At 58.1% G+C, this 11,585-nt stretch carries 11 protein-coding genes and 2 tRNA genes; 6 read left to right on the top strand and 7 right to left on the bottom strand.

Features of this window, described 5'->3' with window-relative positions; all coding sequences use genetic code 11:
* Positions 1 to 97: 97 nt before the first annotated feature.
* Both BN1123_RS20900 and BN1123_RS10005 read right to left on the bottom strand, forming a co-directional pair.
* A protein-coding gene (locus BN1123_RS20900) for an IS3 family transposase (RefSeq protein WP_156130490.1) occupies positions 98 to 1,302 on the bottom strand; the annotation gives its coding sequence in 2 pieces (ribosomal slippage) (positions 98 to 984 and positions 984 to 1,302; 1,206 coding nt in all).
* A gap of 422 nt (positions 1,303 to 1,724) precedes the next feature.
* Positions 1,725 to 1,812 (bottom strand) — tRNA-Ser (locus BN1123_RS10005).
* A gap of 196 nt (positions 1,813 to 2,008) precedes the next feature.
* Between BN1123_RS10005 and BN1123_RS10000 the strand changes: the two genes are divergently transcribed.
* Together BN1123_RS10000 and BN1123_RS09995 are read left to right on the top strand one after the other, a co-directional pair.
* Positions 2,009 to 2,758, top strand: a complete 750-nt coding sequence (locus BN1123_RS10000; RefSeq protein WP_042026746.1) for a DsbA family protein — start codon at positions 2,009 to 2,011, stop codon at positions 2,756 to 2,758.
* Between the two features lie 286 nt (positions 2,759 to 3,044).
* The gene (locus BN1123_RS09995; RefSeq protein WP_042026745.1) at positions 3,045 to 3,944 is read left to right on the top strand and encodes a sulfite exporter TauE/SafE family protein; all 900 of its coding nucleotides are present in this window, start codon (positions 3,045 to 3,047) and stop codon (positions 3,942 to 3,944) included.
* On the opposite strand, the gene BN1123_RS09990 is transcribed toward BN1123_RS09995, so the two are convergent.
* Both BN1123_RS09990 and hemL read right to left on the bottom strand, forming a co-directional pair.
* Complete coding sequence (locus BN1123_RS09990; protein ID WP_042026744.1) at positions 3,862 to 4,674, bottom strand: hypothetical protein; 813 nt, start codon at positions 4,672 to 4,674, stop codon at positions 3,862 to 3,864. The genes BN1123_RS09995 and BN1123_RS09990 overlap by 83 nt on opposite strands.
* Before the next feature lie 181 nt (positions 4,675 to 4,855).
* Positions 4,856 to 6,142 (bottom strand): glutamate-1-semialdehyde 2,1-aminomutase, encoded by a 1,287-nt coding sequence (gene hemL / locus BN1123_RS09985; protein WP_042026742.1) that lies wholly within the window; start codon positions 6,140 to 6,142, stop codon positions 4,856 to 4,858.
* Positions 6,143 to 6,383: 241 nt separating this feature from the next.
* Between hemL and clcA the strand changes: the two genes are divergently transcribed.
* The 3 genes from clcA to erpA all read left to right on the top strand — a co-directional run bounded on the left by clcA (position 6,384) and on the right by erpA (position 8,999).
* Positions 6,384 to 7,775 carry a H(+)/Cl(-) exchange transporter ClcA gene (clcA, locus tag BN1123_RS09980; protein WP_042026740.1) on the top strand — a complete coding sequence of 464 codons (1,392 nt, stop codon included), beginning with the start codon at positions 6,384 to 6,386 and terminating at the stop codon, positions 7,773 to 7,775.
* A gap of 87 nt (positions 7,776 to 7,862) precedes the next feature.
* Positions 7,863 to 8,564 (top strand): DUF6776 family protein, encoded by a 702-nt coding sequence (locus BN1123_RS09975; RefSeq protein ID WP_042026739.1) that lies wholly within the window; start codon positions 7,863 to 7,865, stop codon positions 8,562 to 8,564.
* An 84-nt stretch (positions 8,565 to 8,648) separates the two neighbouring features.
* Entirely contained in the window at positions 8,649 to 8,999 is a 351-nt protein-coding gene (gene erpA, locus BN1123_RS09970) for an iron-sulfur cluster insertion protein ErpA (RefSeq protein ID WP_026456436.1), read from the top strand.
* 115 nt (positions 9,000 to 9,114) lie between these two features.
* On the opposite strand, the gene nhaC is transcribed toward erpA, so the two are convergent.
* Complete coding sequence (nhaC, locus tag BN1123_RS09965) at positions 9,115 to 10,524, bottom strand: Na+/H+ antiporter NhaC (protein WP_026456435.1); 1,410 nt, start codon at positions 10,522 to 10,524, stop codon at positions 9,115 to 9,117.
* Between the two features lie 300 nt (positions 10,525 to 10,824).
* Between nhaC and BN1123_RS09960 the strand changes: the two genes are divergently transcribed.
* Entirely contained in the window at positions 10,825 to 11,034 is a 210-nt protein-coding gene (locus BN1123_RS09960; protein WP_042026738.1) for a hypothetical protein, read from the top strand.
* Here BN1123_RS09960 and BN1123_RS09955 read toward each other — a convergent pair.
* Both BN1123_RS09955 and BN1123_RS09950 read right to left on the bottom strand, forming a co-directional pair.
* Positions 11,029 to 11,301 carry a late competence development ComFB family protein gene (locus BN1123_RS09955; RefSeq protein ID WP_026458733.1) on the bottom strand — a complete coding sequence of 91 codons (273 nt, stop codon included), beginning with the start codon at positions 11,299 to 11,301 and terminating at the stop codon, positions 11,029 to 11,031. The genes BN1123_RS09960 and BN1123_RS09955 overlap by 6 nt on opposite strands.
* Before the next feature lie 109 nt (positions 11,302 to 11,410).
* Positions 11,411 to 11,496 (bottom strand) — tRNA-Leu (locus BN1123_RS09950).
* Between the last annotated feature and the right edge of the window lie 89 nt (positions 11,497 to 11,585).

Below are 11,585 nucleotides of genomic sequence, written 5' to 3'. Positions count from 1 at the left end.
CCAGATAGGGAAGGCTTTTTCTTTTCTGGCCCTTAGGGTCATATTCAGCATTGCCTTGGGTGGATTTGACCCCATAGGTCCAGACACTTTTTCCCGCTTAGGGTTGTGATACCCGACTGCGCAGAAATTCCCGGGGTGAACGGTATCCCAAGGCGCTGTGCGGGTGGTGCTCGTTATAATGCTCAAACGCGATAGCCAAATTGCCTACCGCTGTTCGGCTATCCGGTTTTGGCATCATCTCGATATAGTCTCGCTTCATCGTCTTCACGAAGCTCTCCGCTATACCGTTGCTCTGTGGGCTTCTCACCGCCGTCGTTCTGGGCTCCAACCCGATTTCTCGTGCAAACGCTCGGGTCTCATGGGCTCGATACGCCGAGCCATTATCTGTCAGCCACTCCACTGGCGATGTCGGCAATACATCCCCAAAGCGACGTTCGATAGACCGCAGCATGACATCTTGCGCCGTGTCGCTATCGTAACCTCCTGTGCTGACGGCCCAGTCCAACGCTTCCCTATCGCAGCAATCCATGGCGAACGTGACCCGTAGTTTTTCACCGTTATCGCAGCGAAACTCGAAGCCATCCGAGCACCACCGTCGATTGCTCTCCTTGACGGCAATACGCCCCTTATGTTCCCGTTGGGTCAATGGTGCCGCCGGTTTTCTTTCCAGCAGCAGGCCATGATCGCGCATGACACGATATACACGCTTGGCGTTTACCACAGGCTGTCGTGTTGCCTCTGACTGACGCCGTAACTGCGCCCAGACTCGGCGATAACCATAGGAGGGAAGCTCTGCCATCGCCTCCATGATCCGGCCAAGTAAGACTGCATCATCACGCTGGCGATGATGACGACCATCTTGCCAACCCGGTTTTCGATGAACACGAACGGATAGCTGCGTACGCGATACATTAAGGGCCTGGCTCACAGCCCTTAATCGTCGTCCCCCGGCAACAAGGGCGCATGCGCTATCCATTTTTTTGTTCGACCATACTCCACGGCTTCTTTGAGGATCTCGTTCTCCATGGTCTTCTTCCCGAGCAAACGCTGGAGCTCTCGGATCTGCTTGATGGCAGCAGCCAACTCTGAGGCTGGAACAACATCCTCACCGGCGGAGATCGCCGTGAGAGACCCTTCCTGGAATCGCTTACGCCATTTTAAAAGCTGGTTGGCGTTGACGTCGTGCAAGCGAGCGACATGAGAGACGGTCATACCGGGCTCAAAGGTCTGCTGCACGATGGTGATCTTTTCCTGCGGAGTCCGGCGTCGACGGCGCTCGGCCCCTGTTAACACTTCGCCCATCTTCTCATTGCGACTAGTACTGAACATAGTTCCAAGACTACCTCTTAAGTTAAGAGGGGCGAAGTGTCTGGATTTTCAAGGGGCCAATCTATTGGGCAGTTTTCCCTCCTATCAATTTATCTTCTCCTGTAGCTGATCTATTTTCTTCAGTCTGAAGCCGTCACGATCGTGAATAGTCTCTTATCTAGCAGAGTGAGGTGAACAAAGCTTCTTCTCAGGACTTTATCTACGTTAATGTCACAGTGTATCTGGGCAACGGAAATGGATTATTCGGAAGAGGATATGGGGTGGGCATCAATGATGGGATATGCAGCCTGCTGCGTTTGGTGTTGCTGAGGCAAGGGGGAAATAGATGAGAGAGGGAGCGTATCAGCACATACAAAAAAGCCCACGCAACCAAAATTGCATGGGCTCTAGATTGATGGCGGAGGAGGTGGGATTTGAACCCACGGATGGTCGCCCATCGCCGGTTTTCAAGACCGGTGCATTCAGCCGCTCTGCCACCCCTCCGCAGCAGTGCGGCGAATATTACCATGCTGTTTCTGCTTGTAAATCCCTGACTTGCCTGATCGCTGGTTAATTGCACGAAATCACGGCAAAAGGGATGAAAAGGGTAGGGTTATCGCATTTTTCACCAGATAACTTGACTTGAATACAGACTCAACCACTATAGTGGCCACCATCATATCCTCTGCAAGATAATGTTATGACTATTAAAAATGCCCTGTTTTGCGCCCTGGCGGGTGTGACCCTGCTGGCGGCACCGGCCCAGGCAAGCGAGTTGACCAAGAGTGATGTCGAGCAAATCGTGCGCGACTATCTGGTCAAGAATCCGGAAATTCTGGTCGAGATGTCCAATGCCCTGCGCGCCAAGCAGGAGCAGCAGCAAGCCGAGAGCGACAAGGCGCTGATCAAGGCTCATGCCAAGCAGCTCTATGACAACAATGACCCCGAGATGGGTAATCCGAAAGGCTCGCTGACAGTGGTCGAGTTCTTCGACTATAACTGCGGCTACTGCAAGCGCGCCCACCCGCTGGTCAAACAGCTGATGGCGGAAGACAAGGATATCCGTTACATCTACAAGCAGTTCCCGATCCTGAGCGAAACCTCCTACTTTGCCGCTCGTGCTGCACTGGCAGTCCAGTTGGGACAGCCAGACAAGTACCAGGCCTTCCATGAGAAGCTCTATGCGCACAAGGGACCGCTGGCCGATGAGGCACAGGTCAAACAGGTGGCTGAAGCGGCAGGCGTGAACTGGAGCAAGGTTGAGGCCAAGCTCAAGGATGGCAGCATCGATCAGAATCTGAGTACCAACCGGGCACTGGCGGAAGCGCTTGCCATTTCGGGCACCCCTGCCTTTATCATCGGAGATCAGATCCTGCGTGGTGCACCGCGGGATCTCGCGAGTCTGAAAGGCTTCATCAAGGATGTGCGGGAAGGCAAGAGCATTCAGTAAGCTCTGTTTGCACCTTCAGCCGTGATAGAAATAGAAAAAGAGGGCCGGTATTGCTACCGGTCCTCTTTTTATTATGCCCATCGGAACAGGTGGTCGTCGCGAAAGGACCATAACAACGTCCGACGGGATGGGCCTCTCGCCCCAGTAACAAGTATTAGCAGAGTCGTTCGACGTCTATCCGGGAATATTTGCTCCCACTGCCGCGTATTTGGGGAATTGCTTAATTCCAGTCAAGATTTTTCCTGTTGCCTGCCTTAGAATCGCCGCCGTGGCAGGAGAAACCCATATGTTAGTTGAAATTTTACGGTTAATTTTTATATTCGGCGGCCTGGCATACGTCATCATGCTGGCACAGGCCTGTTGGCGAATGAAGCGCAGCGGGACGATCGAGCCTACCCCTTTCTGGCCTGTGGCGGCGATCGGGGGGATTGCCAACTTCTTCGATACCCTGGGGATTGGCAGTTTTGCGGTTAAAACGGCGTGCTACAAGCAGTTCAAGCTGATCGACGATCGGTTGTTGCCCGGCACCCTCAACAGCCAGTGTGTGTTGCCTGCGGTGACCCAATCACTCATCTTTATCGGTGCAGTGGCCGTCGACCCCTTGACCTTGCTCAGCATGATGGTTGCAGCCGCGGCAGGCGCCGCCTGGGGCGCACGGCGGGTTGCCTCGTTTGATCGGCAAACCGTGCGGTTGGTGATGGCCATCTCTCTTCTCGTAGTCGCCGGATTCATCTTCGCCGGTCTCCTGGGCCTCTTCCCCGTGGGAGGGAATGCGATGGGGTTGAGCGGCTACAAGCTGGTGATCGCCCTGCTCGGCAATTTCCTCTTCGGGGTGTTGATGAATGTCGGTATCGGCCTGTTTGCTCCCTGTATGACCCTCGTCTATCTGCTCGGCATGAACCCGCTGGCGGCGTTTCCCATCATGATGGGCTCTACCGCGGTACTGAGTGTCTTCTCGGCGGGTACTTTTATCCGCAAGGGGGCCTTTGATGCCAAGGCCGTGCTGGCGGTTGCCATCTTTGGCCCCATCGGGGTGGTGCTGGCGGCCATGCTGGTCAAGTCGATGGATGTGGAGATGCTGAAGTGGCTGGTCGCCTTCATCGTCATCTATACCTCCTGGACCATGTACGCCTCCTGGCGGGCGGGTCGTCAGCCCTCTCCACAACTGGTTGCGGACGCAAGTTAGCCTGCACCAGGGCGGCCTCGGCTCTGGCCCCGAGAAAGACATAGAGCCCGAGTGCCAGCAGCAGACCCACGGCACATCCCATCACGCCGACCGCAGGCCAGAGCAGCTCGCTCTGGCCCAGCGAGCCCTTGAACAGCAACAGCAGCCCTTCGATGGAGACCGCGATCAAGATGGCGGCGATGAAACGGGTGATGGTGCGGCGAATGGCGCTATGGCGGAAGATATCCTTATGCAGCAGCACCTCCTCTTCCAGTATGGTTTTGCCGAGATCGAACACCGCCAGCGCCAGGGTCAGGAAGATGATGGCGCTGAAGGCGCCAAGCCGGTTCTGCCGGGTGCCGCACAACAGCAGGTAAAGCTGCTCCAATCCGTGCCAGATGAGGGTGGTGACGATCAGGAACAGGGCCGCACTCAATACCACGTAGACACCTTTGAACCAGGGAATGGCGCGCCGCCGCCCACCATCGCCCATCAACCAGGCGATAAGCTGGTGCAGGCAGACGGTGACTGCCCGTCCCTGACCACGGATGACCAGATGCAGCCGGTCGGATTCGGCAGGCGTGGGGGGCAGGATCCCGGCAGCCCCCTTCCATTGTTCGATGCTGACGATGAAGGGGTAGCGTTTGAGCGAGGCGAGCGGGGTTTCGAGCAATCCCTGCAGCAGAGGATGCAGTTCGTCACTGAACTCCTGATAGCGTCGCAACACGTCGATGGGGCTCATCTCTGCCATGGGAACCTCGTTTGCATGGGGCCTGAGCTGGGTGTGCAAATTGTGGACCTGCTTTATGACAGGGATAGGAGAGGGAATTGCACCAGAAGGCGGCAGGAGAGGGGCGGGTCAGGAAGGATTGCACCGCCAAGGTGAAGAATAAAAAAGGGCCCTCGTGGGCCCTTTTTGTATCGGCAGGGGATTAACCGGCCAGCTTGGCGAAGCAGCGATCGGCTGCTGCCAGGGTGTGTGCTATCTCCTTGTCGCCGTGAGCCAGCGACAGGAAGCCAGCCTCGTAAGCGCTCGGCGCCAGATAGACGCCCTCCTCCAGCATCAGGTGATAGAAGCGCTTGAAGCGCTCCATGTCGCAGCGGGTTACCTGCTCGTAGCGGGTGATCTCGGGCTCATCGGTGAAGAAGAAGCCGAACATGCCGCCGACATAGTTGATGGCGAGCGGGATGCCGTGTTTGGCCGCTGCGGCTTTGAGCCCCTCGGCCACCTGGGCGGTTTTGGCGCTCAGCTGATCATACAGACCCGGCTCCAGCAGCAGATCCAGCATGGCCAAGCCGGCGGCCATGGCCACCGGGTTGCCGGAGAGGGTGCCCGCCTGATAGACGGGGCCGGTCGGGGCGATGTGCTGCATCACCTTCTTCTTGCCGCCGAAGGCGCCGACCGGCATGCCGGCACCGATGATCTTGCCGAGGGTGGTCAGATCCGGAGCAATGTTGTAGTGCCCCTGGGCGCCGCGCAGGGAGACGCGAAAACCTGTCATCACCTCGTCCAGGATCAGCAGGGCGCCGAACTCGTCACAAATGGCGCGCAGCCCTTCCAGGAAGCCGGGGACCGGCGGAATGCAATTCATGTTGCCGGCCACCGGCTCGACGATGATGCAGGCGATCTCGCTGCCGTACTGGGCGAAGGCCTCGCGCACCGAGTCCAGATCGTTATAGACACAGGTGAGAGTGTGCTTGGCGAAGTCGGCCGGCACGCCCGGGCTGTTGGGCTGGCCGAGGGTCAGGGCGCCGGAGCCGGCCTTGACCAGCAGGGAGTCGGCGTGGCCGTGGTAGCAGCCTTCGAATTTGACGATCTTGTCGCGGCTGGTGTAGCCGCGGGCGAGGCGAATGGCGCTCATGGTCGCCTCGGTGCCGGAGTTGACCATCCGCACCTGCTCCATGGAGGGGACGATCTGGCGTACCTTCTCGGCCATCAGCACTTCGATCTCGGTGGGGGCACCGTAACTCAGACCCTTTTCCACCGCCTTGATGACGGCAGCCTTGATGGCCGGGTGGTTGTGACCGAGCAGCATGGGGCCCCAGGAACCGATGTAATCCACGTAGGCCTGGCCGTCCACGTCATAGAGGTAGGCGCCATCGGCGTGATCGATGAAGCGGGGTGTGCCGCCGACCCCATTGAAGGCGCGGACCGGTGAGTTGACGCCGCCCGGAATGGTCTGGCGGGCCTGTTCAAACAGCTGATCTGATTTTGACATGGATCATCCTTAATGGGATTTTGGTCGTCACACAGGGGAAAGCAGCCGATTGAGACTCGGCAGGTTGTGGCATGAGGAGTATGCTTTGCGCTCTCGCCACCCGGACTCTCGGTCTGCACCCGTGACAAAATTAACGGGCCGACTATAGCAGAAAGCCCCAGCCCTGGGCAGCCGAGCAATGCGCCGGGTGATCCTGATCTCAGCTCGCTGACGATGTCGTTTTTCAAGTTGGTGTAACAAGATGGCGCAACAAGCTCTCTCCTCTTCTGAACCGGATGCAGCTCCTCGGGGAGCCGTCTCTCGAATCATCCGGCAAGACAAGATCCCCTTGCTGGTACTGCTGCTTGCAGCCTTGGTCGGCACCTTGGCGGGACTGGTATGCGGCCTTTTTGAATCTGGGGTGCATTGGCTGGTCGGGCAACGCCTGGATCTGCTGGCCGATCGCCCATGGTGGCAGCTGGGGCTGCTCGGATTCGGGTTCAGCGCCCTGCTGGGTCTGGTCGGTTACTTTCTTACCCATGCCTTTGCCCCCGAGGCGGGCGGCTCCGGCATTCCCGAAATCGAAGGGGCGATGGACGATCTGCGCCCGGTGCGCTGGTGGCGGGTGTTGCCGGTCAAGTTCTTCGGCGGCATCTGTACCCTGAGCTCCGGCATGGTGCTGGGACGTGAGGGGCCGTCGGTCCAGATTGGCGGCAACCTCGGCAAGATGGTGGCGGATATCTTTCGGCTGCCCAAGGAGCATGGCCATGCTCTGCTGGCCGCCGGGGCGGCTGGCGGCCTTGCCGCCGCCTTCAATGCGCCGCTGGCTGGGATCCTGTTCGTGATGGAGGAGATGCGGCCGCAGTTTCGCTACTCCTTCCTGGCCATCAAGGCGGTGGGGATCTCTGCCATCATGGCCACCCTGATGCTGCAGAACATGAAGGGGCAAGCTCCCGTCATCAGTCTACCGCACTATGATGCCCCGGCACTGAAGGCACTCTGGCTGTTCCTCTTTATGGGGGGCATGTTCGGGGTGCTCGGCTTTGTCTTCAATAAGCTGGTGCTGGCCTGTCAGGATGGCTATCTGGCGCTGCACCAGAACAAACGTCACCGCTTTGTCGCCATTGGCATGCTGGTGGCTGGCACCTTTGGCGTCTTGTCGCTGTTTGCGCCGGCTGTCACGGGGGGCGGTACCGAACTGATCCCCCACCTGATGGGAGGGGAATATGCGATGGCTACCCTGTTCCTCATTTTCTCGGTGCGACTGGTGGCGACCCTGATCTGCTTTTGCTCCGGCGCCCCTGGTGGGGTATTTGCCCCTACCCTGGCCCTCGGCACCCTGTTTGGCGTGGTGTTCGGCCATCTTTTTCACTCCGCGTTTCCGGATCTTGGCATCGAGCCCGGCGCTTTCGCCATCGCGGGCATGGGGGCGTTGTTTGCCGCCACAGTGCGTGCGCCCATCACCGGCATAGTGCTGGTGACAGAGATGACTGACAACTATCAGCTGATCCTGCCCATGATGATCACGACCGTCGGCGCGACCCTGGTGGCGCAGGGATTGGGTGGTCGCCCCATCTATTCCCAGATCCTGGAGCGAACTTTACGGCTCGCCGCGCGTCAAAAGCGGGGAGAGAGCGGCGCCACCACCAGTTAACTCCTTGTATATCATCGCGGTTCAGCTTGGGTCGCGTATAGTGAAGAGAAGGTGGCTGCCGTATGGCGTGGTAACAGAAGAGGCCCTATGTCCCAGATATTGAAGTTGTTGGCGGTGCTGATCGTGGGGGCGCTCATCGGATACTTTGTCGGTAACCGACAAGAGTTGGCACAGAGCAGTCTGCTGGTGGTGCAGCAGGAGGCACTGGATCGCCAGGGCAAGGCCATCGGTCAGCTCAAGACCGAGCTGGGCGTGAAGGATACCCAGCTGGCGACCCAGAAGGCAGCCTTCGAGCAGTTGCAGACCACCCTGAAGAGCCAGGAGGCTCAAGTACAAGAGCTCAAGCGCCAGTTGGCGTTCTTTGAGCGGATCATGCGCCCCACCGGTGAACAGGTCGGGGTGGTGATCGATAACCTCACCCTGCAGGAGACCAGTATTCCCGGTCGTTATCACTATCGTCTGGCCCTGACGCAGCCTGCCAAGAAGCGCGAGCTGTTTCGCGGTCAAGTGCAGATCCGGGTCGAAGGCAGCCAGGGTGACAAGCCCAGAGTGCTGACCGGACGGGATCTGGGGATGAAGGTGAGCGAATGGCGCTATGCCCTGCGTTATTTCCAGCTGCTTGAGGGGAATTGGCAGTTGCCAGAAGGGTTCGTGCCGGACCGGATCCGGGTCACCATCAACAAGGATGGCCGGCAGCCGGCACAGGAGTTGCTGGTGGAGTGGGGCGAAGTGATCAAACCGCTGGTCGCGGCGCCACCGGCTCCCGTGCCCGCCACCGGACAAGAGTAGTGGTGAATACTTGAACTGAATGGTCGGGTATTGGATAATTTCGCGGTTTCCATGTTTGTGGATCTAATGGTTGTGAGGTCAGTGATGAGTGCAGTAGCAGAAGCCCCGTTGCCAATCCAGATGACGGATGCGGCAGCCAACAAGGTGAAGACCCTGATCACCGAAGAAGAAAATCCGGAGCTCAAGCTGCGGGTATACATCACGGGTGGGGGCTGCTCTGGTTTCCAGTATGGTTTTACCTTTGATGAGAAGATCAACGATGGCGACACCGTGGTCGAGAAGAACGGCGTTACCATGGTTATCGATCCCATGAGCCTGCAATATCTGGTGGGCGGCAGTGTGGATTACACCGAGGGTCTGGAAGGTTCGCGTTTCACCGTGACCAACCCCAACGCCACGACGACCTGTGGCTGTGGTTCCAGCTTCTCCATCTGACCACTAATCCGGTTCGATGCAACGGCTCTCGGCAACGAGGGCCGTTTTTGTTGGTTGAGTGGTAATAACGATAAAGGCGCCGCAAGGGCGCCTTTATCCTGTTCAAAGTGCTGGTTTAGCGGGAACTGGCCGCCTCGACCAGCGGTACTCGGTTCACAGCCTTGCCCAGATAGGCGAGGGTGATGGTCACTATGATGCAGGTGAAGCTGAGCCACATGTAGGGCAGGTAATCGAGGGTAGCCACCCCCAGTACCCCGGCCATGAAGATGCCGTTGTCGCTCCAGGGCACCATGCCGCAGGTGAGGGTGCCGCCAAACTCGGCATTGCGGGAGAGGTTCTTGCGCGCCAGTCCCAGCCGGTCGTAGTTCTTGGCCATGATCTTGGGGGTCAGGATCAGCGACACATACATGGCGGAGCCGAACACGTTGGCCAGGAAGGCGGTGCCTATGGTGTGGGTAGTCAGGCTGCCGGCACCGTTGATGCGCTTTTCAAAAGCGCTGGCGATCACTTCCAGAATGCCGACCTTCTCCAGCAGGCCACCGAAACCCAGACCGAAGATGATGACGGCCACCGAGCCCAGCATGGATTCCATACCGCCACGGCCCAGGATGTTGTCGATGAAATCGACACCGGAGGTGATGGCAAACGGGCTGTAGGCGGAGTGCATCGCCTTGACCGGATCCATGTCCTGGAAAACGATGGCCCACACCAGGCCCAACAGGGCGCCGAAGCTGATCACCGGGAAGGCGGGCTTGCGGTTGGCCAGGAGGCCCAGCACCAGCACCACCGGAATGATGGCCAGCGGGGTGATGTTGAACTGCTTGTCGAGCGCTTCCATCACCAGGTTGACCTGCTCCAGGCTCACATTGCCCGAGTACTGCATGCCGACCACGGTAAACAGGGCGGCGGTGATGATGTAGGAGAAGAGGCTGATGGGCAGCATCCCCTTGATGTGTTCCATCACGTCGACGTTGGACATGGTGGAGGCCAGTACCACGGAGTCGGAGAGCGGGGAGAGCTTGTCACCGAAGTAGACGCCGGAGAGCACGGCACCGGCCACCAGAGGTGCCGGAACACCCAGGCTGTGGCCTATGCCCATCATGGCAATACCGGCGGTGGCGGCGGAGCCCCAGGAAGTGCCGGTGGCCAGCGAGGTGAGGGAGCAGATGATCAGGGTCGCCAGCAGGAAGATGGAGGGGTGTATCACCTTGAGGCCGAAGTAGATGATGCTGGGCACTATGCCGCCTGCGATCCAGGTGCCGACCAGGGCACCGACGGAAACCAGGATCAGAATGGCCCCCATCCCCTTGGAGACGCCGTCGACGGCAGCCTGTTCCAGGGATTTGTAATCATGGCCGAGCTTGATGCCCAGCCCCATGATGACGAACCAGGCGATGAACAGGGCCAGCTGGATCGGCAGGTCGAGCACGCTGGTAAAGGAGAAGGCCAGGGCCAGGAAAATGGCCAGACAGGCAAATACCTGCAGCATGCTCGGCAGTCGGATTTGGTTGTGTTGGTTTTGCATAGATACTTCCTAAACTCTTGCTCGCCAAGGTCGGTCCCTCTCGTCCTGTGGATATCTGTATCCCGAGGGGCCAACCCAAAAAGAGGCCGCAATCTATCACAATCCGGGGGGATAAAATCCCAACTGAATTGGCAAAAACACAAGATTGATTGAAAAAATCACAATTTAGTTGATCTCATAACCCATTTTTGAGCGCCCTGTCGGCAAGCTGAGTGACATTCGAGACTCCCTTGAAATGGCTTGCGCTACCAACAAATGAAGATGATAATTGTTCTCAATTGTAGTGCAGGGAGAGAAGAGATGCGCTGGGGGTTGAGAGGGGTCCTGTTACTGGCCGCGTTGGCCGTGCTTTATTGGGGGCACGGGAAGGAGTATGGCTTCTGGAGTCTCGGTTTTGTGCTGGCGGCCTGGGTGATGCTCGAACCCAGGTTGAAACCTGCGCTGATCTTGCTGCCAGTGGCCGGGGCGGCGGGGGCCGTCACCCTGCTCTGGCAGCAGCCATGGCTATGATTGCTTGGTGGGGGCCTGCTTGATGGTCTGCTGGGCCAGCTTGAGGGACTCGATGACCTGTTTCTCCATCTCGGCCCGCTTGGCGTCAGTCAGGAAGTAGATCATATCGACATCGTGGCGAATGTAGTGGGCAGGCAGCTGGTTGAGGGTGAGGCAGCAGAGATCGGCTATCTGATCGCTGCTCAGGGTCTGTTGCAGTCCCTGCTTCTCAATCTCCTTGAGCATCAGGTGTTCGTAGAAATTGTGAATATCGGTATCCAGTATCATAACGGTTCCTTGGCATGGCGATAGGCGGGGAATCGTCAAAAGCATAGTCATAACAAGGGGTAAAAACAAAAGGCCCGTCACTTTCGTGATGGGCCTTTTGCGTAATGAATGGTGCGAAGAGAGGGACTCGAACCCTCACATCCGTGGGACACTAACACCTGAAGCTAGCGCGTCTACCAATTCCGCCACCTTCGCACACTGATTTTTCCCAGCTGTTTTTTACATGCGGATGGAGCGCATCGTTCTGTTTTTACATGTCAGAGTCATGGTGCGAAGAGAGGGAC

The organism is Aeromonas enteropelogenes, assembly GCF_000819845.1.
In the GTDB taxonomy this organism is placed as follows: domain Bacteria; phylum Pseudomonadota; class Gammaproteobacteria; order Enterobacterales; family Aeromonadaceae; genus Aeromonas; species Aeromonas enteropelogenes.
The sequence above is the reverse complement of the archived record's forward strand: the minus strand, read 5'-3'. Positions and strand labels throughout refer to the sequence as shown.

What these genes read in the sequence shown, in the direction of transcription:
- BN1123_RS09960 (WP_042026738.1), top strand. Translation starts at nt 10,825, where the DNA reads ATGCGCTGGGGGTTGAGAGGGGTCCTGTTACTGGCCGCGTTGGCCGTG.
- clcA (WP_042026740.1), top strand. Translation starts at nt 6,384, where the DNA reads ATGGCGCAACAAGCTCTCTCCTCTTCTGAACCGGATGCAGCTCCTCGG.
- BN1123_RS09990 (WP_042026744.1), bottom strand. Translation starts at nt 4,674, where the DNA reads ATGGCAGAGATGAGCCCCATCGACGTGTTGCGACGCTATCAGGAGTTC.
- BN1123_RS09955 (WP_026458733.1), bottom strand. Translation starts at nt 11,301, where the DNA reads ATGATACTGGATACCGATATTCACAATTTCTACGAACACCTGATGCTC.
- BN1123_RS10000 (WP_042026746.1), top strand. Translation starts at nt 2,009, where the DNA reads ATGACTATTAAAAATGCCCTGTTTTGCGCCCTGGCGGGTGTGACCCTG.
- nhaC (WP_026456435.1), bottom strand. Translation starts at nt 10,524, where the DNA reads ATGCAAAACCAACACAACCAAATCCGACTGCCGAGCATGCTGCAGGTA.
- BN1123_RS09995 (WP_042026745.1), top strand. Translation starts at nt 3,045, where the DNA reads ATGTTAGTTGAAATTTTACGGTTAATTTTTATATTCGGCGGCCTGGCA.
- BN1123_RS09975 (WP_042026739.1), top strand. Translation starts at nt 7,863, where the DNA reads ATGTCCCAGATATTGAAGTTGTTGGCGGTGCTGATCGTGGGGGCGCTC.
- hemL (WP_042026742.1), bottom strand. Translation starts at nt 6,142, where the DNA reads ATGTCAAAATCAGATCAGCTGTTTGAACAGGCCCGCCAGACCATTCCG.
- erpA (WP_026456436.1), top strand. Translation starts at nt 8,649, where the DNA reads ATGAGTGCAGTAGCAGAAGCCCCGTTGCCAATCCAGATGACGGATGCG.